This is a genomic window from Ensifer sp. EB106-05-01-XG146 (assembly GCF_058791875.1).
Genome location: NZ_JBYTDX010000002.1, coordinates 224,688 through 249,831 on the forward strand (window position 1 = coordinate 224,688; position 25,144 = coordinate 249,831).

Below are 25,144 nucleotides of genomic sequence, written 5' to 3' on the forward strand. Positions count from 1 at the left end.
CGCGCTGCTTCTCGCGCGGGCCACGCTCTTTCCCGAGTTTCCGTCTGAAGAGCACAGCTTGCCGCAGCTAGGCGCTGTGCTTCTCGTCAGTAGATACCAGCATCGCGGAGACGGTATCGATGCAGACCAATGACCACATTCTCCAGGCGATCCGGATCGAAAAGACTTTTCCGGGGACCAGAGCCCTCGACAAGGTCGATTTTCACCTCAGGCGCGGAGAGGTTCATGCGCTGCTTGGCGAAAACGGTGCCGGCAAGTCGACCCTGATCAAATGCCTGACCGGCGCCTATCGTCGCGACGGCGGCGCCATCCTGCTCGACGATGCCGAGGTTGATCCGCGCGACACCTTCGAAGCCCAGGCGCTCGGCATCGGCACGGTCTATCAGGAGGTCAATCTGCTGCCGAACCTGACGGTTGCCGAGAACCTCTTCCTCGGGCGCCAGCCGCGCCGCTTCGGCATGGTCGACGCCCGTGCCATGAATCGGCGGGCTCGGGATCTGCTTGCCGATTATGAACTCGACATCGACGTCACCCGCGATCTCGCCAGCTATTCGGTGGCGATCCAGCAGGTGGTCGCCATTGCCCGCGCCGTCGATCTCTCCGGCAAGGTGCTGATCCTCGACGAGCCGACGGCGAGCCTCGATGCGCATGAGGTGGCGATGCTGTTCCGCATTATCCGGCGCCTCAAGGCACGCGGGCTCGGCATCGTATTCGTCACCCACTTCCTCGAACAGGTCTATGAGATTTCCGACCGGATTACCGTGCTTAGGAACGGGCAGCTCGTCGGAACGCGTGAAACCGCCGATCTCGATCGCCGCGAGCTGATTGCGATGATGATTGGCCGCGAGCTGGCGGCGGAAATCCACGCGCCGCGCGCCGAGGCCGAGCAAGGGCCGTTGCGCTACCGCTTCCGAAACTACGGCCGCAAGGGGCGCGTCCGACCCTTCGACCTCGATGTCCGGGCCGGCGAAGTGGTCGGCATGGCCGGCCTGCTCGGCTCCGGACGGACGGAGACCGCCGAGCTTCTCTTCGGTGCCCATCGCGCTGACAGCGGCGGGGCCGAGATCGATGGTCGTGCGGTCGATCTCTCGTCGCCGCGCGCTGCCATTCGCCATCGCTTCGGCTTCTGCCCGGAGGATCGCAAGACTTCGGGCATTATCGGCGATCTCTCGGTGCGCGAAAACATCGTGCTGGCGCTGCAGGCCCGCCGCGGCTGGACGCGGCCGATCTCGCGGGCGGAGCAGAACCGGCTGGCGGACCACTATATTCGCGCGCTCGATATCCGCACGGCCGATCGGGAGAAGCCGATCAAGCTTCTGTCCGGCGGCAACCAGCAGAAAGCGATCCTCGCGCGCTGGCTCGCGACCGAGCCCGAATTCCTGATCCTCGACGAGCCGACGCGCGGCATCGATGTCGGCGCCCATGCGGAAATCGTCAAGCTGATCGAGGCGCTGCGCGAGAAGGGCCTGTCCCTGATCGTCGTCTCCTCGGAGATCGAGGAACTGGTCGCTTACAGCACCCGGGTCATCGTGCTTCGCGACCGCGCCCATGTCGCCGAACTCGACGGCAGCCGCATCACTGCCAGTGAGATCGTCGAAGCGATCGCCGCAACCAATGAAAGGAGGACGTCGTGACGTCGTTCCTCAGGCTCTATTTCAACCGGTTGCTGCCGCAGCTGATTGCGCTCGGCATAATCGTCGCGGCGGTATCACTGGTGTTTCCCGGCTTCCTCAACCTGCAGATCCAGAATGGCCGCCTCTATGGCAGCCTCATCGATATCCTCAATCGCGGCGCGCCGGTGGTGCTTTTGGCAATCGGCATGACGGTCGTCATCGCCACCAAGGGCATCGACCTCTCGGTTGGCGCGGTCATGGCGATCTGCGGCGCAACGGCCGCCGCGGCGATCACGTCGGGACACTCGCTCGCCGCGACGCTGCTGATCACGCTTGGCGTCGGTATCCTTTGCGGTCTCTGGAATGGGGTGCTGGTCGCGGTGCTCGACATCCAGCCGATCATCGCGACGCTGGTGTTGATGGTCGCCGGCCGCGGCGTCGCCCAGCTCATCACCGAGGGGGCGATCCTGACCTTCAACGACCCCGGCCTCGTCTTCATCGGCAGCGGTTCCTTTGCCGGCCTACCGATGCCGGTGGTGATCTGGTTGATATTCGGCATATTGACTGCGCTGCTCGTAAGGCGGACGGCGCTCGGCATGCTGATCGAGGCGATCGGTGTCAATCGCCAGGCGAGCACGCTGTCCGGGGTGCTGACGCCTGTGCTGTTGATCGCCGCCTATGTGCTTTCCGGTCTCTGCGCTGCCATCGCCGGCATTATCGCCGCCGCTGACATCCGCGGTGCGGATGCCAACAATGCCGGTCTGTGGCTGGAGCTCGATGCCATCCTTGCGGTCGTCGTCGGCGGCACGTCGCTGCTCGGCGGCCGCTTCAGCATCGCCGCATCGGTGCTCGGCGCGATCATCATCCAGGCGATCAACACCGGCATTCTTCTCTCCGGCTTCCCGCCAGAGTTCAACCTGATCATCAAGGCCGCGATCATCGTCTTCATCCTGGTGCTTCAGTCGCCGCGCTTCCGCACGGCCTTTGCCTTCCTCGTGCCGGCGCGCGGTGCGAGAAACCCGAGCGAGCGAGCCGCAAAATGAAGCCGAAATATCTTCCGCTCACGGCAACGCTCGTGATCTTCCTGCTCGGCTACGCGCTTTGCGTGGCGCAATATCCGAACATGCTGTCGACGCGTGTCATCGGCAACCTTCTGACGGACAACGCCTTCCTCGGCATTGCCGCTGTCGGCATGACCTTCGTCATCATCTCCGGCGGCATCGATCTTTCGATCGGCTCGGTGATCGCCTTTACCGGCGTGTTTCTCGCCGTCGTGCTGGAACACACGAGCATCCACCCGCTCATTGCCTTCGCGATGGTTCTGGCGATCGCGACGCTCTTCGGCGCCGCGATGGGGGCGATCATCCACTATCTGGAAATGCCGCCCTTCATCGTCACGCTGGCGGGCATGTTCTTGGCGCGGGGCATGGCCTTCGTGTTGTCGATCGACAGCATTCCGATCAAGCATCCCTTCTACGCGACCTTGAAGGCGCTGTACTTCAAGCTGCCGGGCGGCGGGCGCATCACCCTGATTGGCGGCCTGATGTTGCTCGTCTTCGCGATCGGTATCCTGATCGCGCACCGCACACGCTTCGGCACCAATGTCTATGCGCTCGGCGGTGGCACGGCGACGGCGCGACTGATGGGCGTGCCGGTTGCGGCGACGACGATCCGCATCTATGCGCTCTCGGGCCTGCTTGCGGGATTGTCCGGCATCGTCTTTTCGCTCTACACCTCGGCCGGCTATTCCCTTGCCGCCGTCGGCGTGGAGCTCGACGCCATCACCGCGGTCGTCATCGGGGGCACGCTTTTGACCGGTGGTTCGGGCTTTGTTGCCGGCACGCTGGTGGGCATCCTCATTCAAGGGTTGATCCAGACCTACATCACCTTTGACGGATCGCTGTCGAGCTGGTGGACGAAGATCCTGATCGGCCTTCTGCTCTTTGCTTTTATCCTGCTGCAGAAGGGTATCATCTTCGTTTCGCGCCAGCGCCAGCAGCGGGCGTGAGGCAAGGGTCGCGCGATGTGGCCGTCCCCCCATCAGCCGCGCAAACGCACGAGCCACCGGCTCGTCGTCGAGGAACTCGGCCAGGCGGTGGTCGGAGGGGAATTCGCTGTCGGGGATATCCTGCCGGGCGATGTGGAACTGGCGGCACGCTTCAACGTTTCGCGCACGGTCCTGCGCGAGGCGATGAAGACGCTTGCCGCCAAGGGGCTGATCGTCGCCCGCGCCCGCATCGGCACGCGCGTGATGCCGCAGGCAAACTGGAACCTGTTCGATGGCGACGTGCTTTCCTGGCATTTCCGGGCCGGCGTCGATGAGGCGTTTCTCCGCCATGTCAGCGAGGTCCGCCTGGCGCTCGAACCCTATGCGGCCGGACTGGCGGCACGCCGCGCCACGGACGCGGATATTTCCCAGATGATGCGGCTGGCCGTTGCCATGGGCGATGCCGGCCATAGCGCGCAGACGCTGGCGCGTGCCGATCTAGACTTCCATCTCCGTCTGCTCGAAGCGTCGCTCAATCCGTTCATGCAGACCGTCGGCAGCCTGATCGAGGCGGCGCTGATGGGTGTCTTTCAATTGAGCAACACGGCCGCCGATGGCGCCGAGATCGACCGCGTCGCTGTCGCGCATATCCGCATCGTCGAGCAGATCCGCCTGCGCAATGAGGAAGGTGCACGGGTTGCGATGGAGCAGGTGATCCGCGTCGGCCAGCAGCAGTTGATCGCCAATTTGAGGGCACGCGGCTGATCCGCAGCCGTGTCCGTCGGCAAGACACAAGGCGGAATTCGCCGCGCTGCTTGGCATTTGCCGGCACCTGCGCGTAGGCTGCCGTTGTGGGCGGAGAAACCCAAATCCCGATGCGACCGGGCCGCCGACAGAGCGAGCGGGGAGAGCAGGGTGAAACAGGATGTGCTGATCGCCGGCGCGGGACCGACCGGCCTGGTGCTGGCTCTCTGGCTGACCGCCCAGGGTGTCAAGGTCCGCATCATCGACAAGAACGTTGGTCCCGGCCCGACATCGCGGGCGATGGTCGTGCATGCGCGAACACTTGAGCTTTACCGGCAGCTCGATCTGGCCGATGCCGTGCTCGAGGCGGGTCACCGCAACCCTTCGGTCAACCTCTGGGCGAAGGGCAAGGTCAAGGCGCGGATATCCTTCAGTCCGACCGGCGGGAAAATGACGCCCTATCCCTTCGTTCTTGTCTATCCGCAGGATCATCACGAGCGGCTGCTGGAGGCCCGACTGGCGGCCTTGGGCGTCAAGGTCGAACGGCAGACCGAGCTTGTCGACTTCGAGCATGACGCCGCCGGGGTGAGCGCTCGCTTGCAGTTGCCCGATGGCGGCTCGGACGTTTGCACGGCGCAGTATCTTGCCGGGTGCGACGGCGCGCGCTCGCCGGTCCGGCACGGACTGGAGGTCGATTTTGCCGGCGGAACCTACAACCAGACCTTTTACGTCGCTGACGTTGAAGTGAGTGGCGCGACTGCGAATGGAGAAGCCCATATATCGCTCGAAACCGGTGATTTCGTCGCCTTGCTCGCCTATGCCGAGGGGCGGGGCCGCCTCATCGGTCTGGTGCGGGAGAAGCGGGAGGATGCAGACGCTCTCACCTTCGCCGATGTGAGCCATCGCGCCATCGAAAGCCTTCGCCTCACCGTCGACAAGGTCAACTGGTTCTCCACCTACCGTGTGCATCATCGTGTCGCCGATCGCTTCGGGCGCGGGCGCGTGTTTCTGCTCGGCGACGCTGCGCATGTGCATAGTCCGGTCGGCGGCCAGGGCATGAACACCGGCATCGGCGACGCGGTCAACCTTGCCTGGAAGCTCGCAGCGGTGCTGAAGGGACAGGCGCCGGACCGCCTGCTCGACAGCTATGAAGGCGAACGGATCGCATTTGCCCGCCAGCTTGTCGAAACGACCGACCGGCTGTTCACCTTCGTGACGGCCGAAGGCAGCGTCGCGGATTTCCTGCGCGTCCACGTCGCCCCAGCCTTGGCTGGTGTCGCTTACCGCGTCGGCGGTGTCAGAGAATTCCTGTTTCGCATCCTGTCGCAGACGCAGCTCAACTATCGCGGCGGCCCCTTGAGCCGGAGTGCGCGCGGCCGGGTGCAGGGTGGCGATCGGCTGCCCTGGCTAGGCATCAATGGCCTCGACAATTACGCTTCGCTGGCGGCCATCGCCTGGCAGGTGCATGTCTATGGCGAGGCGCAAAACGACATAAGAGCTTGGTGCGCGGCCAAGCACATGCCGCTTCACGTCTTCCCATGGGGCGAGCAACAGGCCGCCGCCGGCCTGGCGCGGGATGCTGCCTATCTGTTGCGTCCGGACAGCTATGTGGCGGTGGTTGCGGACCGAGCGATGCCGGAAGCCCTCGAAGCCTACTTCGCCGACCAGGGGATCCGCCTGTCGGCGCCGGCTTGAGATTTCTCGAGACGGCGGCGCGGTGCGCCGCCGATGCTTGGTCGCAAGGAGCGTCAAACTGAGACGAGAGATACGATCCCTTGTCGGCTTGAACTCGACCGGCGGTCAGTGCCCGGCCGGCGTCTCGGCCTTGCCTTCCGCCGCTTCGCCTTCAACGGCCGGATGCCGGGAAATGCCCACGAGCTTGTGGCCGCGCTCACGCAGCCACTGGAAAGCGACGTAGAGCGCCGGAATGACGAAGATGCCGACGAGCGCTGCGGCAAGCATGCCGCCAGCGACACCGGTGCCGACCGCGCGCCGACTGAGTTCGCCGGCGCCCTTGGCGACCACCAGCGGCACCAGGCCAACGATGAAGGCGAAGCTCGTCATCATCACGGCGCGGAAGCGGGCGCGGGCGCCTTCGATCGCCGCATCGACGATGCTTGCTCCAGCCTCGCGGTGCGCCTTGGCAAACTCGACGATCAGGATCGCGTTCTTCGAGGCGAGCGCGATCAGCACGACGAGGCCGATCTGGGCGTAGATGTCGAAGGACAGACCCGCGACGAGCACGGACAAGAGCGCGCCTGAGACGCCGAAGGCAACCGACAGGAGCACCGGCACGGGGATCGTCCAGCTTTCGTAGAGCGCGACGAGGAAGAGGTAGGCGAACAGCACGGCCATTGCCAGGATGGCGGTGGTCTTGCCCGCCGCCTCCAGCTCCTGCAACGCCGTTCCGGTCCATTCGTAGCTGTAGCCGGGCGGCAAGGTCGAGGCCGACAACGCTTCCATGGCGGCAAGCGCCTCGCCCGAGGAGTGGCCGGCGGACGGCTGGCCGTTCAGCGTGATCGAGCGATAATTGTTGTAGCGCACGATCGACTGGGGACCGACGATATAGTCGACCTTGGCGACTGAGGCGACCGGCACCATGTCGCCGCTCGTATTGCGCACGTGTAGGCGCTGGATGTCGTCGACGGCGTTGCGGTCGGCTTGCGCCGCCTGCATCGTCACCTTCCAGGTGCGGCCGAAGAGGTTGAAGTCGTTGACGTAGTAGCTGCCGAGCGTGCCCTGCAGCGTGGTGAAGAGGTCGCTGACCGAAACGCCGAGGGCCTGCAGGCGGTCGCGATCGATATCGAGATAGAGTTGCGGCGAGCTTGCCGAATAGGTGGTGAAGGTCGGCCCGAGCGCCGGGTTCTGGTTGGCGGCGATAATCAACCCGCCCGCCGTTGCCGAAAGGTCGGCGACGGAACGGCCCTGCAGGTCGAGCAACTGATACTCGAAGCCCGAGCCGGTGCCGAGGCCCATGATCGGCGGCAGGTTGAAGGCGAAGATCTGCGCGCCGCGGATCGCCTGGCCCTTGACCATGGTCGTGCGGATCGCCGCCTCGACGCCGGCCGCATCGCTCAGGCGTTCCGCAAAGGGTTTCATCGTGACGATCGCGAAGGCCGAGTTGGACTTCGACAAACCGTCGAGGAAGGAGTAGCCGGTGACGGTGATGACGTTGGCAACGCCCTCGATGCCGCCGAGCATCGTCTCGACCTGTTTCACGACTTCGTCGGTGCGGTTGTAGGAGGCGCCTTCCGGCAGACGGATTTCCGTGAAGAACGCGCCCTGGTCTTCCGCCGGCAGGAAGCCGGTCGGCACGACCTTGAAGAGGAAGCCCGTGGCGACGAAGGCGACCGCGAGCAGTGCCAAGCCGATGATGGCGCGCCGGGCGATGTGTCCGGCGACGAAGGCGTAGCCGTCGCGCCCCTTGTCGATGGTCCGCGAGATGTAACCGAGGATGCCGCGTTTCGGCCCGTGATGGGGTTTCAAGAGCACCGCGCAGAGCGCCGGGCTGAGCGTCAGCGCGTTGATCGCCGAGATCACCATCGACACCGAAACGGCGACGGCAAACTGCTGGAACAGCTGGCCGCTGAGGCCAGGAATGAAGGCGACGGGCACGAAGACGGAGAGCAGCACGAGGGTGATGGCGACAATGGCGCCGGTGATTTCGCCCATCGCACGCCTTGCCGCTTCCGCAGCCGACAGGCCTGGATTTTCCTCCATCACCCGCTCGACGTTTTCGACGACCACGATCGCGTCGTCAACGACGATGCCGATCGCCAGCACCATGGCAAGCAGCGATACGGTATTGAGCGAGAAGCCCATGGCGAGCAGCACGGCGAAGGTGCCGATGAGCGCGACCGGAACGGCAACGAGCGGGATCAGGGTCGCCCGCCAGTTTCCGAGGAACAGGAAGACGATGATGATGACGAGGATGAAGGCCTCAAACAGCGTCTCCTCGACGTTGTCGACGCTGGCTTCGACAAACTGGGCTGTGTCGTAGGAGACCGAATAGGTGAGGCCCGGCGGGAAGGATTTCGACAATCGTTCCATCGCGTCCTGCACGCCCCTGGCGGCAGCAAGCGCGTTGGCGCCCGGCGCCTGGTAGGTGCCGATCATGGCGACCGGCTTGCCGTTGATCCGGGCGTTGGAATCGGAGCTGGCGGCGCCGAGCTCGACGCGCGCGACGTCGCGGATGCGCACATAGGAGCCGTCGGGCCGTGCGCGCAGCACCACATCCTCGAATTGCTTGGGATCGGTCAGGCGCCCTTGCGTCTGGAGATTGAGCTGGAACAGCGGGTCGTCGGTCATCGGCTGGGCGCCGATGCGGCCGATCGCGGCCTGGACGTTCTGGGCCTTCAGCGCATTGATCACATCGGTCGGCGTCAGGTCGAGGCTGGTCATGCGGTCGATGTCGAGCACGACGCGCATCGAGTAGTCCTGGGCGCCGAAGAGCTGGGCATCGCCGACGCCGGGCACGCGCTTGACCGTATCAAGCACGTTGATCGTGGCGTAGTTGGACAGGAACAGGCTGTCGAAGTTCTGCTTCTCGTCCGCTGCAAAGATCGTGACGACCTGCATCAGCGCAGAGGACTTCTTGCGCACGCTGACGCCGCTCTGCTTGACCTCGGAGGGCAGGCCGGCCTCGGCGAGCGACACGCGGTTCTGCACGTTGACGGTGGCGATATCAGGATCGGTGCCGACGGCGAAGGTGACGGTCAGCGTATAAGAGCCGTCGGCGCCGCTCGTCGACTTCATGTAGAGCATGTCGTCGACGCCGACGACTTTGCTTTCGATCGGCTGGGCGACGGTGGTTTCGACCACGTCGGCGCCGGCGCCGGGATAACTGGCGGTGACGCTCACCTGCGGCGGCACGATATCGGGGAACTGGGCGATCGGCAGACGGGTGAGCGCAAGCAGACCCGCCAGCGTCAGCACGATGGAAATGACCGTGGCGAAGCGCGGGCGATCGATAAAGATCTCTGAAATCATCGCTTAGCCACCTGCTGCCGTGGCCGCATCGACGGTGATGCCCGGGCGAACCTTGCCGGCGCCCTCTGTGATGACGTTCTCGCCTTCCTTGAGGCCCTTGCTGATGACCGCCTGGCCGCGGGCGTTGCGTGACACGTCGATGCGGCGAAGCTCGACCTTGGAGCTGGCGTCGACCACCAGAACGAAAGCGCCCTGCTGGTCACGCTGGACCGCTTGCTGCGGCACGGCAAGCACGTCCTGCTTGTCGGATTGTTCGAGCATCACCCGCACCAGCGCACCGTCGAGCAGGATGCTGTCCGGATTGGGGAACTCGGCGCGCACGGTCACCGTGTCCGTCCCTTGCGAGACGTTGCTGGCGATAAAGTTGATCGTGCCTTTTTGCTTGTACTCGGTGCCGTTCGGAAGGCCGAGCCCGACATTGGCGCCGCCGCTGATCTCGCCCTTCAGCACCCGTTCGCGATAGGTGAGGTAAAGTGCGGTCGCCACCGGAAACTGGACATAGATCGGGTCGAGCCGGGTCAGCGTCACGAGCGGGCCGCTGTCCGGGCCGACGAGGGCGCCGACATCGGCCGCCGTCAGGCCGACGATGCCGTCGAAAGGCGCCGTGATCTTCGTATAGGAGAGGTTGAGGTCGGCGTTGTCCTTGCTGCCCTTGAGCCGGATCAGGTCGCCTTCGGCTTTCCTAACTTGCGCGTGCGCTTCGTCGACCTTGGCTTGGCTGATCGTCTTGCTGGTGAGGAGCTGCTCGGCGCGGTCGCGCTCGAGGATCGCGAATTCCTTGGCGGCTTCGGCCGCCTCGATCTGCCCTTCGATCTCCTGCACGGCGGCGCGGTAGGCGCCGTCTTCCACCCGGTAGAGCTCCGTGCCCGCCGTCACCTTCTGCCCTTCGGTGAAGTTGACCGCCTCGAGGAAACCCGAAACGCGGGCGCGAATGTCGACCTTCTGGATCGCCGTAACCTTGCCCGTCAGATCCACGCTCTCGCGCAGGTCCATGATGGTGGCCGGCGCCACGACCACGGCTGGCGCCTGCTGCGCCAATGCCGTTTGCGCGGAAAACCCGATCGCGACAAGCAGTGCTGATGATAGTGAAAGGGCAGGAATTCTCGAACGACGCATGCAACGTTCCCCCTGAACGAAACAGCTGGAGATAAGATCAGTCCTTGGCAGTGCATTGAAATCAGAACATGTTCTCCGCGCCAAGTCACGCAATCATGGGTTGATTTAAGCGGAGGCTTGCAAAGATGATGCAAATACCCGCGAAAGGCGGGTTCAGAGAGAACTTGTCACAAAAGCAATGATTTGCTGGACCATCGTGCGTTCACGGCAGAGGGAGGCGACAGGCTGATTTTGTCGGATTTCGGTTGAGGGAAGTGCGTGGAGGCGAACGTTTTACGTGTGCCACATCGTCACAATTGACGAGATCGATCTGCAACCTCCGGTGACATTTCCGCGGAACCATCGAGTAGACAGGTCCCGGCGCGATGCCGGGACCAAGCTTAGTACTGTTGCCGGATCCAGCCGTCAGACGAGGTCGAAACGGTCGGCGTTCATCACCTTGTTCCAGGCCGCGACGAAGTCGCGTACGAACTTCGCCTTTGCATCCGCCTGGCCGTAGACTTCGGCGATGGCCCGCAGCTGCGAGTTCGAACCGAAGACGAGATCGATGCGGGTGGCCGTCCGCTTGACGTCGCCGGTTCTGCGGTCACGCCCTTCGAAGACATCCTTCGCGTCGGACGTCGCCGTCCAGGCCGTGCCCATGTCGAGCAGGTTGACGAAGAAGTCGTTGCTGAGCGTTTCCGGGCGATCGGTGAAGACGCCGTGAGCGGTCTGGCCGTGGTTCGCGCCGAGAACGCGCAAGCCCCCGACGAGCACGGTCATCTCCGGCGCGGTCAGCGTCAGCAGCTGCGCCCTGTCGATCAGCAGCTCTTCCGGCGAAACCGCGTACTGGGCCCGCTGGTAGTTGCGGAAGCCGTCGGCGATCGGTTCGAGAACCGCGAAGGACTCGACATCGGTCTGCTCTTGCGTCGCATCCATGCGGCCAGGCGCAAAGGCGACCTCGATGTCGTGGCCGGCGGCTTTGGCTGCCTTCTCGACCGCTGCGGCGCCGCCGAGCACGATCAAGTCGGCGAGCGACACCTTCTTGCCGCCGGACTGGGCGTCGTTGAAGCTACGCTGGATGCCTTCGAGGACATCGAGAACCTTCGCCAGCTGTGCCGGCTGGTTGACCTGCCAGTCCTTCTGCGGGGAAAGGCGGATGCGCGCGCCGTTGGCGCCGCCGCGCTTGTCCGAGCCGCGGAAGGTCGAGGCCGACGCCCAGGCGGTCGAAACCAGTTCGGATACCGAAAGGCCCGAAGCGAGGATCCTGGCCTTGAGATCGGCGATATCCTTGGCGTCGACGAGCGGATGATCGACGGCCGGGATCGGATCCTGCCAGATCAACTCTTCGGCCGGCACTTCCGGGCCGAGATAGCGGGCGCGTGGACCCATGTCGCGGTGCGTCAGCTTGTACCAGGCGCGGGCGAAGGCGTCGGCGAAGGCATCCGGGTTCTCGTAGAAATGCCGTGCGACCTTCTCGTAGGCCGGGTCGACGCGCAGGGCGAGGTCGGTCGTCAGCATCGACGGCGCATGGCGCTTGGATTTGTCGTGCGCGTCCGGCACGGTGTTGGCACCCATGCCATGCTTCGGCGTCCACTGGTGTGCGCCGGCCGGGCTCTTCGTCAGTTCCCATTCGTAGCCGAAGAGGTTCCAGAAGAAGTTGTTGCTCCATTTGGTCGGCGTCGTCGTCCAGGTGACTTCGAGGCCGCTCGTGATGGTGTCGCCACCACGGCCGCTGGCGTAGGTGCTCGCCCAGCCGAGGCCCTGTTCCTCGATGCCGGCAGCTTCCGGCTCGCGGCCGACATTGGCCGCATCGCCGGCGCCATGGGTCTTGCCGAAGGTGTGGCCGCCGGCGATCAGCGCCACGGTTTCCTCGTCGTTCATCGCCATGCGCGCGAAGGTTTCGCGGATGTCACGCGCGGCGGCGAGCGGGTCCGGAGTGCCGTTCGGGCCTTCCGGATTGACGTAGATCAGGCCCATCTGAACGGCGGCGAGCGGGTTCTCGAGGTCGCGGTCGCCCGAGTAGCGCTTGTCGTCGAGCCAGGTCTTTTCCGTGCCCCAGTAGATGTCTTCCTCCGGTTCCCAGACGTCGGGGCGGCCACCGGCAAAGCCGAAGGTCTTGAAGCCCATAGACTCGAGCGCACAGTTGCCGGCGAGGATCATCAGGTCGGCCCAGGAGATGCTGTTGCCGTATTTCTGCTTGATCGGCCACAGCAGCCGGCGTGCCTTGTCGAGGTTGGCGTTGTCCGGCCAGCTGTTGAGTGGCGCAAAGCGCTGCTGTCCGGCGCCCGCGCCGCCGCGGCCGTCACCGGTACGGTAGGTGCCGGCGCTGTGCCAGGCCATGCGGATGAAGAGCGGGCCATAGTGACCGAAGTCGGCCGGCCACCAATCCTGCGAATCGGTCATCAGCGCGAAGAGGTCCCTCTTCACCGCCGGCAGGTCGAGTTTCTTGAATTCCTCGGCGTAGTCGAAGGCTTCGCCCATCGGATCGGACAGCGAAGAGTTCTGGTGCAGGATCTTCAGGTTGAGCTGGTTCGGCCACCAGTCGCGGTTCGAGGTGCCGGGCGACTGTGCGCTCGTCTGGGCTCCGTGCATGACGGGACATTTGCCCGTTTTGTCGGCTTTCGCGTCCATTTTTATCTCCCTTCAAGATGACGTGAATTTTGGATGGGTCAGAGGAAAAGCGCCAGGCGCGGACAGGCGCCCAGCCGAGCCCGCGGCCCGGCATGTCTGGTGCCGTCGGTGGTTGTCGTTCCGCGAAGCGGTGTCGCCACTGGCTGCGTCTCCCTCATTGTGCCGTAGACTCTATCAAAGTGGTTCCATTAATTTAAGTTGGATTTCCTGATTGTGGCGATAAGCAGATCCTATCGCTAATGGACATGGGTCCCATGGGCACATGCTTGCAGCCCTCCATGCATTTTTGATGACGTTCGAGCGTTTGCCGATTGCAGCCGATACAAGAAAATTGTTGCACTGCACTCCCGCCAAACTTGCGGAAGGTAGCGCCAATGGTTAGTCACACCGCAACGACTCAAGAGCTTTCCATTTTTCGTGTGACGAAAGGACAGAAATCGTGGCTGAGACAGAAATTGGTGCCGGCAAGGGCCGTCGCAAAGCACTTTGGGCTGCTGTCGCGGTCATCGCGATCGCAGCCGCGGGTGTCGTCGGCGGCAAGTTCATGCTCGAAAAGGCGGTCGGGACCTTCATCGCCGAGCGCGGCGGGAAGGCCGGTTCGGTTGAGGCGGACTTCTTCGGCCGCATTCATCTGCGCGACGTCACGCTGCCTTTCGCCGATGGTGTCAGCGCGCGCATCGCGGCAATCGACGGACGTCCGAAGATCTTTTCGCTGAGCGGCAAGCTCGACGTGAAGGGCCTGGAGCTCGACCTGAAGGCCGCCAAGCTTTCCGTGCCTGCGGCAACGCTGGAAGATCCCGACTTTTTCGCAGCCGGCCTGACGGCAAGCGGGGAAAAGGCTGACCTTTTGAAGCGCATCGAGCGCTTCGCGGCAAAGCAGGTCTCCGCGCCGGAAGTGGCCATCGTCCAGAACGTTGCAAGCTCCGAGCAGAAGACGGTCTACAAGGATGTCCGGCTCGAGGATATCGCCAGCGGCCGCGTTGCGCGCTATTCGGCGAGCGGCGCCACGTTCGCCTTTGCCATGGATATTCCTGACGGCGAAGGGGCAACGAAGCGGGAAAAGATGGACGGCACCATGGGCGCCGTCACTGGAGAGAGCTTCGATGTGGCCTACATGGCCCGCATCTACACGCAAAAAGCCGGTCCTGAGGACAAGGAACCGAAGCTGCTCTACGGCCCGATCTCCGTAAAGAACCTTGCCTTCTCCGATAGCAAGTCGCGTTTCGGCTACGACGAAGTGCGCAGCAGCGGCCTCAGCGTCCGCATGCCGACCGAGCCGCTTCTCGAAACGCTCGAGCAACTCCAGGCGGTCAGCGATCCGCAAGCCCTGCCACCGGCGGAGCGCCAGGCATTCTTCAAACGCATTCTTTCGCTGGTCGACATGCTGGCAAAGGGCGACATGGAATTGCTCGGCCTGAAGATGGAAGTGCCGGAGCAGGAAAGCGCCGAAGGCAAGCTCGTGAAGCTCGCCGTCGACAAGATGGCGTTCCAGCTCAACGGCCGCAGTTTCGATGGCACGATGAACGGTGTCACGGCGGGCGAGGGGACCGACTACTTCAAGTTTGCCGAAGCCAGCATCAACGGTTTCTCCTGGGCTCCGACCATGGAGGCACTGACGAAGCTTGCGGGCCTGAAGGAGGAGGAATTCGAGACCTTCCCCTACACCACGCTGATGCCGGAATTCGGCACGATCCGGGTCGCCGGGCTCGACGTGGACATGCCCGGCGGCGACCCGGCAGCCGTGACGGACAGTGAAACCGTCGAGGACGAGAGCGCGACCGAAACCGAGGTCGATCCGTCGATCAGTGCCGAACAGGCGCCGGAAGCCGAGCAGGTGCCGGACGAAACGACAAACGGCGAAGCCGCCAGCGACGCGGCGGTCCCCGGCGATGCAGCAGAAGAGCCAATGGCCGAGGCGCCTGCAGAGCAGTCGGCGGATGAAGCGACCGACGGCGAAGCCGCCAGCGGCGCGGAGATCGCCGGTGAAGTGCCGGAAGACCCGATGGCCGAGGCGCCCGTAGAGCAGTCGGCCGTGCCGTCCGTTCCGGAACGCGTTCGTTTCACGCTCGATACCTATGAAATCGCGCTGACGAAGCCGCGCAACGGCATTCCGACGGATGTCCGCGTCAGCTACCGCGACCTCAGCGTTCCGATCCCTGCGGACACGCAGGAAGAGGGCTTCAAGACGCTGCGCAAGATCGGCCTCGACAAGCTGGTCTTCTCGTCCAACGTCGAACTGTCGTGGGATGAGCCCAACGAGAACTTCGTCATCAAGCAGATTTCGCTGGATGGCAAGGACATGGGCAGCCTCTCCTTCTCCGGCGTCATGGGCGGCGCTTCGGAGGACTTCTTCTCCGGCGATCTCAATGCCGCGCAGATCGCGATGTTCGGTCTTACGGCGAGGGAAGTCACGCTCAAGCTCGAGGACAAGGGCATCATGGCCAAGGGCATCAAGCTCTATGCCGAAGATAACCACATGACCGAGGACAGCGTTCGCGGCCTGCTCGTGTTGATGACGAGCGCCGGTGTGCAGCATTTTGCCGCCACGCAGCCGAAACTGCAGGACGCGGCGACGGCGTTTACCCAGTTCATCAGCAAGCCCGGCACCTTCACGCTGAAGGTCAAGGCCAAGGATGAAGCCGGTGTCGGCGCGCTCGAACTGATGGGAGCTGCCGAAAACCCGGCGCTTCTGCTCGAGCAAGTCGATATCGAAGCCAAGGCGCAGTAAAATCTATCGCGGGCCGCGTCATCAGATGCGGCCCGCATTGCTTCAGTCGATGGCCGCCTGAAGGAAATCCCGAAGCGCTATCAATTCATCCTGCTCGATCTCGTGTGCGGCCCGATTGTAGAGGGGTCGGACATCAGCTTTCTGCCCCGCAAGATAATCGACCAGTTGTTCGGCGAGCGCCAATGGACCGGTAGGATCGTCTTGGCCGCCGGTGGCCAGGATCGGTTTGCCCTGAAGTCCGGCGTTGCCGGGTGGCACCCAAGACACGAGGGGATGCAGCAGGACCGCTCGCTCGAACAGACCAGGATATTTGACCAGGAGTGCGGCGAGCAGCGTCGCGCCTGTGGCGTAGCCGATGCCATAGACGGCTTGGCCCGGGTACACACGCCGCCTGTCGCCGATGGAGTTCGCCAGGTCTTCCACGGAGGCCGCGAATGCCCGGATGTCGCACAGCCCGTCAACGGCTGCCGCTCAGGGTTGCCAAGTTCTCCGATTTCTTCGAGAGCTACGTCACCGAGACGCGGCCGCTTTGAAGCGGCGGGATCATGCGGCATGAAGTCAATACAGAGCCGTTTGCGGCTAAATGTGAGCAAAGGATACAAGAAATTACTGGCAGCACCCCCCATGTTTTCTCGGATATGAGCGGCAATAGCGAGATGCCCCCTTGCGTCGGATCTTTCGCGCATCGAATCGGATTGCACGCGAGGAGTGAACTCCATCGCCAGGGGGCGGGGCTGGACGGATGATGACAGAGCCAAGCGGTATTGGAGCGTATTTTGGCGAGCCGAAGGCGCCGTTTCTCATGGTGCGGCCCGTGCGGGACGCCCGGTTTTCGGTGACGCGCCTGCGGTGCCGGCTGAACGGAGAACTGAGCCGCATCGTATCGCTGCCCGCCGACGACGCCTATTTCCTGATGTTCTACTTCAAGGATGTCATGCACTGCGACCTGGTGCCGGGCGAAAGCGAAAGTGAAATTCGCCGCTACCGGCAGGGGTCGATCTGTCTCGTCGATCTCGCTGAGGGCGCCAGTATCCGGCTCGTCAGCGATCTCGATTCACTCGCTTTCCATCTGCCACGGGCCTTGTTTCATGAAGTCTGCGAGTTTTCGCATGCTCCCGCCGCCACCAGTCTTAGATGCCGTCGCGGCGAGGTCGACGACGTCATGCACAATCTCGCCTTGGCGCTGTCGCCGCTTCTTGACGAGAGCGAGGGTGAACCGGGTGCGGTGCTGCAGCACATCGCCGTCGCCATCTGCGCGCATCTTCTGCATTCCTACCCGGATCGCGCCGTCGCATCCGGCGGCCCCGATCTGTCTGTGTGGCAGGAGAAGGCGGCCAAGGACTTCATGATCGACCATTGGGCCAAGGACTTTTCGTTTGCGGCAGCAGCAGCGGCCGCAAATCTTTCGGAAGAGGGTTTTGCCGCGGCTTTTGCATCCGTGACCGGCCAGACGCCGCAAGAGTGGTTGATGCGGTACCGGATCGGTCGCGCCAAGCGCTATCTGATCGAAGAGGGATGGTCGCTGAGCAAAACCGCCGCCAGTTGCGGCTATGCCGACGAGGCCCGGTTCGTCGAGGCCTTTCGTGAGGTGACGGGCGTGACACCCGCCGTCTGGCGCGCGCGCTGGCTGCAGTGAGGGTACCATGCTGACCTTTGACGCTCGGCGATGCATCGCTGGATTTGCCTCTGTATTGCGACAGCCAACCGTTGTAGCATCCGCCCGGCCGCTGAAGCGGGCGGCTGAGCTGGAAATCGGGAGACCCTGACCGATGGCCTTGCAAGAAGGACTGAGCGCAGACGAACGCACACCGCGCCCTATCGTCAAGCGGATCAGCGCCGGCGACATCACCGTCACGAGAACCTTCTCGGATCGCTTCGATCTGGAAGTCGGGCCGCTGATTCCGGTCGCCGATGCCTTCAACGTCATCGTCCAGATGCGTGACTTCGAGGCGCATCGCCTGTGGCGGCGTGGCGAACTCGTGTATGAGGGAGGGCATCCCAAGGCTTCGCTCGCGATCACCGATCTTCGCGACCAATGGCAGTGCCACCATCTGTCGCCCTTCGACAATGTCCGCTTCCACATTCCCTTTGCCTCTATGCGGAGCTTTACCGAAAGGGCCGGGCGCGGCGAGTATGTGTCGCTGTCTCCCGTGCAGGGACGCGTGGATCCGGTCATGTTCGGCCTTGCCCAGGCGCTGCTGCCCTCGCTCGATGAACCGGACCGGGCCAATCTGCTCTTCGTCGAACAGATCAATCTTGCCGCATTGGCCCATCTCAGCCAGGCCTATGGCGGTCTGCATTTCCCCGTCGACAAGAAGGGGACGCTGGCGCCATGGCAGGAGAGGCTGGCGACGGAGTTTCTGGTCGCCCATTTCAACACGCCGTTCTCGATCGGCGATCTTGCGGCCCAGTGCGAGCTCTCGCGCAGCTATTTCAACAAGGCTTTCAAGGAAAGCTTCGGGCGCACACCGTCCAGGTGGCTGTCCGAATATCGGATCGCGCGGGTCAAGGAGTGTCTGCTTCAGGACACCCCCCTTGCTGAAATTGCTATCCACTGCGGCTTTGCCGACCAGAGCCACATGACCCGGGTATTCACCAGCCTGACGGGGGAAACGCCGGCACGCTTCCGGAAAAAGAACCGGTCGGTCGGCGTCGCTGTGGATCGACCTCCGCAATAGGGTGGAAAGAGGGCGCGCCCTCGTGCAAAATTTTCAAAACAGGTGAAAAACGTGCAAGAATGATGCGGCGACCGGGGCAATCATAGGGCCGCTCCTGCAAATGATTTGGTGAAACCGAGAATGAATTGCGCGCACGTTTACCCTGCGCGAGGCGACTTACGTCTTTCGTTTTCGTCGTCACGGCAGGTGGGTTTGGCGGGCAGTCTCGACACATAGGAGCGAAGACGATGACGAATGTTTCCGCTGCCTCGGCCGGAGCGCGACCGCGCGACAGTCTCGGATGCTCGCTCGACCAGCTGGATGACGACAGGACGATCGAAGGCCGCGACATGGTCTTCCACCGCAAGCGGTCGACAGCGGGACCGCCGGGCCAGGTCACGACACCTGGCAACGGGCGAGGCTATCTGATCGGCCTATCGCTTGTGGGCGGTCATCGCCGCCGGGTTTTCGGAGCGCACCACTCTGCGACCCAGGAGTTCGGCCAAAACTCGATCTACGTCAGGAACTTTGCCGACGATTATAAAGCCGATCTCAAAGGATCCTTCGATTTCACCTTGCTTGAAATCGGCCACGGTGCGCTCGAACGCATCGCAGACGCGGCAAATGCTTCTGGCGTCAGCGAGCTGCGGCCCGTTTCCGGCTCGCCCGACCCTGTTCTCGGCGGCATGCTCGGCGCTTTGTTTGCGTCGGTGGACGGATACACGGATCGAAGCGCGCTGTTTGTCGACCAGCTCTCGGTGGCAATCGGCGTGCATATGGTCCGGCAGTACGGTAACGGCCGTGGCGAGAGCCTTGCCGGAGGACGCAGGCTTTCGCAGCGCTGCCAGGCAAAGATCCGCGATCTGGTGCAAGCCCGTCTGGATGGCGAGCTCACCGTCGAGGAAATGGCTGCGACCTGCAATCTGTCGCAGGCGGCTTTTTTGCGTGCCTTTCGCGAGACCATGGGCAGCACGCCCTACCGCTGGCTGCTGCAGCAGAGGATCGAAAAGGCCAAGGATCTGTTGCAGTTCTCGCCCACGTCCCTAAGTGAAATTGCCGTCGTCTGCGGCTTTTCGGATCAGAGCCATTTTACCCGGGCCTTTGCGCAGGCCGCAGGTGCCACGCCGCGCCAGTGGCGGCGCAGCCGACAGTCGTAACCCTCTGAAAGTACACGCGCCCTGCCGGCTGAAGGCGAGCGAAATTTTCAAAAATCCACCTTTGGCGACAAGAATGGGTCGCCGGTCGGCGGCATAGTTGGGCCTCGCCAATCGGAGTTCAGTTTCAACAGTAAGAGGTCACGACCATGTCTGCGACAGCGACCCCCGGCAAACTCCTCGTCTCGCCCAAAGACCACACTCTGATCATGATCGACTTCCAGTCGCAGATGTCCTTTGCGACCAAGTCGATCGACGCGGTGCTCTTGCGCAACAACGCAGCACTTGTCGCCAATGCGGCGGCAGGTTTCGGCGTTTCGACCATCCTCACGACCGTTGCCGAAAAGACCTTCTCCGGCCCGATGTTCTCCGAGATCACCGATGCCTTCCCCGGCCAGAAACTGCTGGACCGCACCTCGATGAACACCTGGGAAGACGCCGCCGTGATCGAAGAGGTCAACCGCATCGGCAAGAAGCGCCTTGTCATGTGCGGGCTGTGGACCTCGGTCTGCATCGTCGGCCCGACCCTCTCGGCGCTCGATCAGGGATTCGAGGTCTATGTCATCGCCGACGCCTGCGGCGACGTTTCGGATGAGGCGCATGAGCGGGCGATGGACCGCATGGTGCAGGCCGGCGTCCGGCCGATGACCTCGCTGCAATACATGCTCGAGCTGCAGCGCGACTGGGCGCGCACCGAGACCTACGACATGACCACCGGTATCGCCAAGAAGTTCGGCGGTTCGTATGGTCTCGGCATCATCTACGCCAAGTCGATGTTCGGCGCGTCCGAAGGCCACTGACAGAACGCTTCCGCGCTCTAGATTAACGCTCTGGCCGCCTCGCTGCGGCCGGAGCGCCACCTTTATCCCGTAAAGGAGTTGGCGATGAAGATGTACCTTCTCTCGCTTGGAGCCGGGCTGGTCGTCGGCGTCATCTATGCGCTGCTCAACGTCCGCTCGCCGGCGCCGCCGGTCATCGCGCTGATCGGTCTGCTCGGCATTCTCATCGGGGAGCAATCCGTCCCCCTGGTCAAGCGCGCCCTGTCGGGTGAGCCGGTCAACCTCTCCTGGTTCAATCGGCAGTGCATGCCGCACGTGTTCGGCCATCTGCCCGGCGGGCAGATCGCAACCGGCACGGCGAAGGATGCTGCCGGCCCCGACGAAAGGGCCTGACGATGCCGACTAGACGCTCGTTCCTCGGTGCCGCCTCGTCGCTGGCGCTGCCCGCTCTCTTCCCGTCGGCCCGCACCGCCGGCGCCCAACAGACCGGAGATACTTCGATGACGCCCGACCTGATCCTTCACAACGGCCTCGTGACGACGCTCGACCGCGCCAATCCGACTGCCACTGCCGTTGCCGTCAAGGATGGCCTGATCCTCGCTGTCGGTGACGACAGGACGATCATGGCGCTGGCAGGCTCAGGCACAAAGACCATCGACCTCAAGGGCAAGCGCGTCCTGCCGGGCCTGAACGACAATCATACCCACGTCGTGCGTGGCGGCCTCAACTTCAACATGGAGCTGCGCTGGGACGGCGTGCGCTCGCTTGCCGATGCGATGGACATGCTGAAGCGGCAGGTGGCGATCACGCCGGCGCCGCAATGGGTGCGGGTCGTCGGCGGCTTCACCGAGCACCAGTTCGCCGAAAAGCGGTTGCCGACGATCGATGAGATCAACGCGGTCGCGCCCGATACGCCGGTGTTCCTGCTGCATCTCTATGACCGGGCGCTGCTCAATGCCGCGGCGCTCCGCGCCGTCGGCTACACCAGGGACACGCCGAACCCGCCGGGCGGCGAGATCACTCGCGATGCCAGCGGCAACCCGACGGGGCTGCTCTTGGCCAAGCCCAATGCCGGCATCCTCTATTCGACGCTCGCCAAGGGGCCGAAGCTGCCCTTCGATTACCAGGTCAACTCGACCCGTCATTTCATGCGCGAGCTCAACCGGCTCGGCGTCACCAGCGTCATCGACGCCGGCGGCGGCTTCCAGAACTACCCGGATGACTATGCCGTCATCCAGAAGCTCTCGGACGAGGGCCAGATGACGGTCCGCCTTGCCTACAACCTCTTCACCCAGAAGCCGAAGCAGGAGAAGGACGACTTCCTGAAATGGACGTCGTCGGTCAAGTACAAGCAGGGTAACGACTATTTCCGCCACAACGGTGCCGGCGAGATGCTGGTGTTTTCCGCCGCCGACTTCGAGGACTTCCGCGAGCCGCGCCCGGACATGCCGCCGGAGATGGAGGGCGAACTCGAAGAGGTCGTGCGCATTCTTGCGGAGAACCGCTGGCCCTGGCGACTGCATGCCACCTATGACGAGACGATCACCCGTGCGCTCGACGTCTTCGAGAAGGTCAACCAGGATATCCCGCTTGAGGGCATCAACTGGTTCTTCGACCATGCGGAGACGATCTCTGACCGCTCGATCGACCGGATCGCCGCCCTTGGCGGCGGCATCGCCGTGCAGCACCGCATGGCCTATCAGGGCGAGTACTTCGTCGAGCGCTACGGCCATGGTGTCGCTGAAGCGACGCCGCCGGTGGCCAAGATGCTGGCAAGGGGCGTCAACGTTTCCGCCGGCACCGATGCGACCCGCGTCGCATCCTACAACCCCTGGGTTTCGCTGTCGTGGATGGTGACCGGCAAGACTGTCGGCGGCCTGCAGCTCTACCCGCGCGCCAACTGCCTCGATCGCGAGACGGCGCTTCGGATGTGGACCGAGAAGGTGCAGTGGTTTTCAAACGAGGAAGGCAAGAAAGGCCGGATTGAGAAAGGGCAGTTCGCCGACCTCATCGTGCCGAACAAGGACTTTTTCAACTGCGCCGAGGACGAGATTTCCTTCCTCACGTCAGAGCTCACGATGGTCGGCGGCAAGATCGTCTATGCGGCCGGCGAACTTGCCTCTCACGACGAGAACAAGGTGCCGCCGGCAATGCCCGACTGGTCGCCGGTCCGCACCTTCGGCGGTTATGCCGCCTGGGGTGAGCCCGAGGGCGCCGGAAAGCGCTCGCTCCGGCGCACCGCGATCACGTCGTGCGGCTGCGCCAGCGATTGCGGCGTCCATGGCCACGATCATGCCGGCGCCTGGACGTCGAAACTGCCGATCGCCGACCTTAAGGGTTTCTTCGGCGCGCTTGGATGCTCCTGCTGGGCGGTGTGACGATAGCGGAAGGGAGACGCAGAATGCGCACGAAAGCTGGCGCCGTCGCGATGGCCGCGGTCTCAATCTTGCTCAACGCATCGCTCGGACCGGAGCAGGCCTCGGCCTCGCCGACTGAGGGCGTCCGGCACCTCTCGGCGAAAGTCGTGGTGAACCATCCGCCGGCGAAGCATGGAGCCTACTACCAAGGCATATCCCAGAGCGCGATCACCGCTTTGAAATGGCCGAAAAATCGATGAGGGCGGCTTTGCCGCCCATCAAGCCGAAGACCGCCTGACAAGGAAACGAAAGATTGAGCCTCTCTTCCCTCGAAAATCGTCTCGCCGCTCGCCTCCGGCCGGGCCTTTCCGGCAACCGTGTCATATTCGTCGGGTTGCTGGCGCTCTGCTCGGCCTATATCCAGGGACCCTTGACGAAAATTTTCGACTTCCCGGGCGCGCTTGCCGAGATGGAGCATTTCGGCCTCTATCCGGCACCGCTCTTTGCTGTCGGCATCATCGTTTTTGAGCTTGCGATGTCGGCTCTCGTTCTCTCAGGCTTCTACCGCTGGGCGGCGGCAGGCGCGCTTGCGGCCTTCACCCTCGCCGCCACCTTGCTCGCATTCCGCTTCTGGGAACTGCCGCCCGGCATGGAGCGCGCGATGGCGACAAACGGTTTCTTCGAACATATCGGCCTTGCCGGCGCATTCGTGCTCGTTGCAGTCTATGATCTGCGCGAACGTGCATCCACGGAGAGGGGCGGCCAATGACGCAGGCAGCGACCAACAACGCCGGCACTTTCGCGCCCTTGCGCCAGAAGGTCTTCGCCGTGCTCTGGGTGGCGACGATCATCGGCAACACCGGCAGCTTCATCCGCGATGTCGCAAGCTCCTGGCTCGTCACCGACCTGTCGGCAACGCCCGCCGCCGTCTCGATGATCCAGGCGGCCGCGACGCTGCCGATCTTCCTGCTCGCCATTCCCGCCGGCGTGCTCTCCGATATTCTCGACCGACGCAAATTCCTGATCGTCGTGCAGTTCCTGCTCGCATCCGCGAGCCTCTGCCTGTTGTTCCTCTCTGCAAGCGGGCTGCAGTCGGTGACCTCGCTGATTGCGCTTACCTTTGTCGGCGGCATCGGCGCAGCGCTGGTTGCCCCCACCTGGCAGGCGATCGTGCCGGAGCTCGTGTCGCGACCGGACGTCAAGGGCGCGGTCGCACTGAACTCGCTCGGCATCAACATCTCCCGCGCGATCGGCCCGGCGCTTGGCGGTCTGCTGCTTGCCTGGTTTGGCGCGGCCGTCACCTATGGCGTCGATGTCATCAGCTATGTCTTCGTCATTGCCGCATTGGTCTGGTGGCGGCGGCAGGTGCCGGAGGACGACGCGCTCGCCGAGCGCTTCCTCGGCGCCTTCCGGGCCGGCCTGCGCTATGCGCGCGCCAGCCGCGAGCTGCATGTGGTGCTTTTGCGTGCAGCCGTGTTTTTCGCTTTTTCAAGTGCGATCTGGGCGCTGCTGCCGCTGGTCGCCCGCCAGCTTCTCGGCGGCGGCGCCAGCTTCTACGGCATCCTGCTCGGCGCCGTCGGCGCCGGCGCAATCGGCGGCGCGCTGGTGATGCCGCGCTTGCGGGCCCGGATGGATGCCGACGGATTGCTGCTTTTGTCCGCGGTCCTGACCGCCGCCGTCATGGGCGTGCTTTCCTTCGCGCCGGCGCAATGGGTGGCGGTGGCGGCGCTGCTCGTCTGTGGTGCGGCCTGGATCACGGCGTTGACGACGCTGAACAGCACTGCGCAAGCGATCCTGCCCAACTGGGTGCGCGGACGCACGCTCGCCGTCTATCTGACCGTCTTCAACGGCGCGATGACCGGCGGGAGCCTTGCCTGGGGCGCGACCGCCTCGGCGATCGGCGTGCCCTTCACGCTCGCCGTGGCGGCCATCGGCCTTCTCTCAGTCGGCTTCGCCTTCCACGCCATGAAGCTGCCGAAAGGTGAGGCGGATCTCATACCTTCCAATCATTGGCCGGAGCCGCTGACCAGCGAGCCGGTCGAACACGACCGCGGACCGGTTCTCGTCCTGATCGAATATACGATCGACAAGGCGGATCGGTCCGAGTTCCTGAAGGCGCTCGCCCGCCTGTCGCACGAGCGGCGGCGCGACGGCGCCTATGGCTGGGGCGTGACCGAGGACGCGGCCGATCCCGGACGGCTGGTCGAATGGTTTATGGTCGAATCCTGGGCAGAGCATCTGCGCCAGCACAAGCGCGTGTCGAAGGCCGATGCCGACATTCAGGACGATGTCCGCCGCTACCACAAGGGGCCGGCCGCGCCGGTCGTCAACCACTTTCTCGCGATCAACCACCCCCATCTCGGTTGACGCGGACCGCACGTCCCGGCGCGGATCTCGCGCCGGGGCC

At 63.8% G+C, this 25,144-nt stretch carries 19 protein-coding genes; 15 read left to right on the forward strand and 4 right to left on the reverse strand.

Annotation, left to right across the window (positions count from 1 at the left end; all coding sequences use genetic code 11):
* Positions 1–119 precede the first annotated feature (119 nt).
* From ytfR to AC3WVQ_RS21275, 5 genes are all read left to right on the forward strand, one after another.
* A complete protein-coding gene (ytfR, locus tag AC3WVQ_RS21255) occupies positions 120–1,634 on the forward strand; it encodes a galactofuranose ABC transporter, ATP-binding protein YtfR (protein WP_440657421.1) in 1,515 nt (504 codons plus the stop codon).
* On the forward strand, positions 1,631–2,656 hold the full coding sequence (locus tag AC3WVQ_RS21260; RefSeq protein ID WP_060519347.1) for an ABC transporter permease: 1,026 nt from the start codon (positions 1,631–1,633) through the stop codon (positions 2,654–2,656). The genes ytfR and AC3WVQ_RS21260 overlap by 4 nt, the downstream gene beginning before the upstream one ends.
* Positions 2,653–3,621, forward strand: a complete 969-nt coding sequence (yjfF, locus tag AC3WVQ_RS21265) for a galactofuranose ABC transporter, permease protein YjfF (RefSeq protein WP_034789588.1) — start codon at positions 2,653–2,655, stop codon at positions 3,619–3,621. The genes AC3WVQ_RS21260 and yjfF overlap by 4 nt, the downstream gene beginning before the upstream one ends.
* A 15-nt stretch (positions 3,622–3,636) precedes the next feature.
* A complete protein-coding gene (locus AC3WVQ_RS21270) occupies positions 3,637–4,365 on the forward strand; it encodes a FadR/GntR family transcriptional regulator (RefSeq protein ID WP_440657420.1) in 729 nt (242 codons plus the stop codon).
* Positions 4,366–4,515: 150 nt separating this feature from the next.
* Positions 4,516–6,039, forward strand: coding sequence for an FAD-dependent monooxygenase (locus tag AC3WVQ_RS21275; protein WP_404524458.1), 1,524 nt, complete (start codon positions 4,516–4,518; stop codon positions 6,037–6,039).
* 105 nt (positions 6,040–6,144) lie between these two features.
* Here AC3WVQ_RS21275 and AC3WVQ_RS21280 read toward each other — a convergent pair whose 3' ends face one another.
* The 3 genes from AC3WVQ_RS21280 to katG all read right to left on the reverse strand — a co-directional run bounded on the left by AC3WVQ_RS21280 (position 6,145) and on the right by katG (position 13,062).
* Positions 6,145–9,333, reverse strand: a complete 3,189-nt coding sequence (locus tag AC3WVQ_RS21280; protein ID WP_218686193.1) for an efflux RND transporter permease subunit — start codon at positions 9,331–9,333, stop codon at positions 6,145–6,147.
* A gap of 3 nt (positions 9,334–9,336) precedes the next feature.
* Entirely contained in the window at positions 9,337–10,449 is a 1,113-nt protein-coding gene (locus AC3WVQ_RS21285; RefSeq protein ID WP_060519355.1) for an efflux RND transporter periplasmic adaptor subunit, read from the reverse strand.
* Positions 10,450–10,854: 405 nt separating this feature from the next.
* Positions 10,855–13,062, reverse strand: a complete 2,208-nt coding sequence (gene katG, locus AC3WVQ_RS21290; RefSeq protein ID WP_404524455.1) for a catalase/peroxidase HPI — start codon at positions 13,060–13,062, stop codon at positions 10,855–10,857.
* A gap of 439 nt (positions 13,063–13,501) precedes the next feature.
* On the opposite strand from katG, the gene AC3WVQ_RS21295 reads away from it, so the two are divergent.
* On the forward strand, positions 13,502–15,790 hold the full coding sequence (locus AC3WVQ_RS21295) for an aq_1923 C-terminal domain (protein ID WP_440657418.1): 2,289 nt from the start codon (positions 13,502–13,504) through the stop codon (positions 15,788–15,790).
* 42 nt (positions 15,791–15,832) lie between these two features.
* On the opposite strand, the gene AC3WVQ_RS21300 is transcribed toward AC3WVQ_RS21295, so the two are convergent.
* Positions 15,833–16,213 carry an alpha/beta hydrolase gene (locus AC3WVQ_RS21300; protein ID WP_252160798.1) on the reverse strand — a complete coding sequence of 127 codons (381 nt, stop codon included), beginning with the start codon at positions 16,211–16,213 and terminating at the stop codon, positions 15,833–15,835.
* Between the two features lie 322 nt (positions 16,214–16,535).
* Here AC3WVQ_RS21300 and AC3WVQ_RS21305 point away from each other — a divergent pair, with 322 nt between their 5' ends.
* The 9 genes from AC3WVQ_RS21305 (at position 16,536) to AC3WVQ_RS21345 (ending at position 25,104) form a co-directional block, all read left to right on the forward strand.
* The gene (locus tag AC3WVQ_RS21305) at positions 16,536–17,426 is read left to right on the forward strand and encodes a helix-turn-helix domain-containing protein (RefSeq protein WP_034789833.1); all 891 of its coding nucleotides are present in this window, start codon (positions 16,536–16,538) and stop codon (positions 17,424–17,426) included.
* Between the two features lie 133 nt (positions 17,427–17,559).
* Positions 17,560–18,468: a helix-turn-helix domain-containing protein gene (locus AC3WVQ_RS21310; protein ID WP_113189198.1), complete on the forward strand. Its 909-nt coding sequence runs from the start codon at positions 17,560–17,562 to the stop codon at positions 18,466–18,468.
* Between the two features lie 227 nt (positions 18,469–18,695).
* Positions 18,696–19,604: a helix-turn-helix domain-containing protein gene (locus AC3WVQ_RS21315; protein ID WP_060519361.1), complete on the forward strand. Its 909-nt coding sequence runs from the start codon at positions 18,696–18,698 to the stop codon at positions 19,602–19,604.
* 146 nt (positions 19,605–19,750) lie between these two features.
* On the forward strand, positions 19,751–20,401 hold the full coding sequence (locus AC3WVQ_RS21320) for a hydrolase (RefSeq protein ID WP_043623178.1): 651 nt from the start codon (positions 19,751–19,753) through the stop codon (positions 20,399–20,401).
* A gap of 84 nt (positions 20,402–20,485) precedes the next feature.
* Complete coding sequence (locus AC3WVQ_RS21325) at positions 20,486–20,773, forward strand: XapX domain-containing protein (protein ID WP_060643584.1); 288 nt, start codon at positions 20,486–20,488, stop codon at positions 20,771–20,773.
* 2 nt (positions 20,774–20,775) lie between these two features.
* Entirely contained in the window at positions 20,776–22,758 is a 1,983-nt protein-coding gene (locus tag AC3WVQ_RS21330; protein ID WP_440657417.1) for an amidohydrolase, read from the forward strand.
* Between the two features lie 23 nt (positions 22,759–22,781).
* Positions 22,782–22,997, forward strand: coding sequence for a hypothetical protein (locus tag AC3WVQ_RS21335; protein ID WP_060520016.1), 216 nt, complete (start codon positions 22,782–22,784; stop codon positions 22,995–22,997).
* Between the two features lie 122 nt (positions 22,998–23,119).
* Positions 23,120–23,506: a DoxX family protein gene (locus tag AC3WVQ_RS21340; protein ID WP_420829002.1), complete on the forward strand. Its 387-nt coding sequence runs from the start codon at positions 23,120–23,122 to the stop codon at positions 23,504–23,506.
* Entirely contained in the window at positions 23,503–25,104 is a 1,602-nt protein-coding gene (locus tag AC3WVQ_RS21345) for an MFS transporter (RefSeq protein WP_060529159.1), read from the forward strand. The genes AC3WVQ_RS21340 and AC3WVQ_RS21345 overlap by 4 nt, the downstream gene beginning before the upstream one ends.
* The last annotated feature ends 40 nt before the right edge of the window (positions 25,105–25,144 follow it).

Excerpts from the sequence above, each read along its gene's own strand:
- ytfR (WP_440657421.1), top strand. The coding sequence starts at position 120 with ATGCAGACCAATGACCACATTCTCCAGGCGATCCGGATCGAAAAGACT.
- yjfF (WP_034789588.1), top strand. The coding sequence starts at position 2,653 with ATGAAGCCGAAATATCTTCCGCTCACGGCAACGCTCGTGATCTTCCTG.
- AC3WVQ_RS21270 (WP_440657420.1), top strand. The coding sequence starts at position 3,637 with ATGTGGCCGTCCCCCCATCAGCCGCGCAAACGCACGAGCCACCGGCTC.
- AC3WVQ_RS21280 (WP_218686193.1), bottom strand. The coding sequence starts at position 9,333 with ATGATTTCAGAGATCTTTATCGATCGCCCGCGCTTCGCCACGGTCATT.
- AC3WVQ_RS21285 (WP_060519355.1), bottom strand. The coding sequence starts at position 10,449 with ATGCGTCGTTCGAGAATTCCTGCCCTTTCACTATCATCAGCACTGCTT.
- katG (WP_404524455.1), bottom strand. The coding sequence starts at position 13,062 with ATGGACGCGAAAGCCGACAAAACGGGCAAATGTCCCGTCATGCACGGA.
- AC3WVQ_RS21305 (WP_034789833.1), top strand. The coding sequence starts at position 16,536 with ATGACAGAGCCAAGCGGTATTGGAGCGTATTTTGGCGAGCCGAAGGCG.
- AC3WVQ_RS21310 (WP_113189198.1), top strand. The coding sequence starts at position 17,560 with ATGGCCTTGCAAGAAGGACTGAGCGCAGACGAACGCACACCGCGCCCT.
- AC3WVQ_RS21315 (WP_060519361.1), top strand. The coding sequence starts at position 18,696 with ATGACGAATGTTTCCGCTGCCTCGGCCGGAGCGCGACCGCGCGACAGT.
- AC3WVQ_RS21320 (WP_043623178.1), top strand. The coding sequence starts at position 19,751 with ATGTCTGCGACAGCGACCCCCGGCAAACTCCTCGTCTCGCCCAAAGAC.
- AC3WVQ_RS21325 (WP_060643584.1), top strand. The coding sequence starts at position 20,486 with ATGAAGATGTACCTTCTCTCGCTTGGAGCCGGGCTGGTCGTCGGCGTC.
- AC3WVQ_RS21330 (WP_440657417.1), top strand. The coding sequence starts at position 20,776 with ATGCCGACTAGACGCTCGTTCCTCGGTGCCGCCTCGTCGCTGGCGCTG.
- AC3WVQ_RS21335 (WP_060520016.1), top strand. The coding sequence starts at position 22,782 with ATGCGCACGAAAGCTGGCGCCGTCGCGATGGCCGCGGTCTCAATCTTG.
- AC3WVQ_RS21345 (WP_060529159.1), top strand. The coding sequence starts at position 23,503 with ATGACGCAGGCAGCGACCAACAACGCCGGCACTTTCGCGCCCTTGCGC.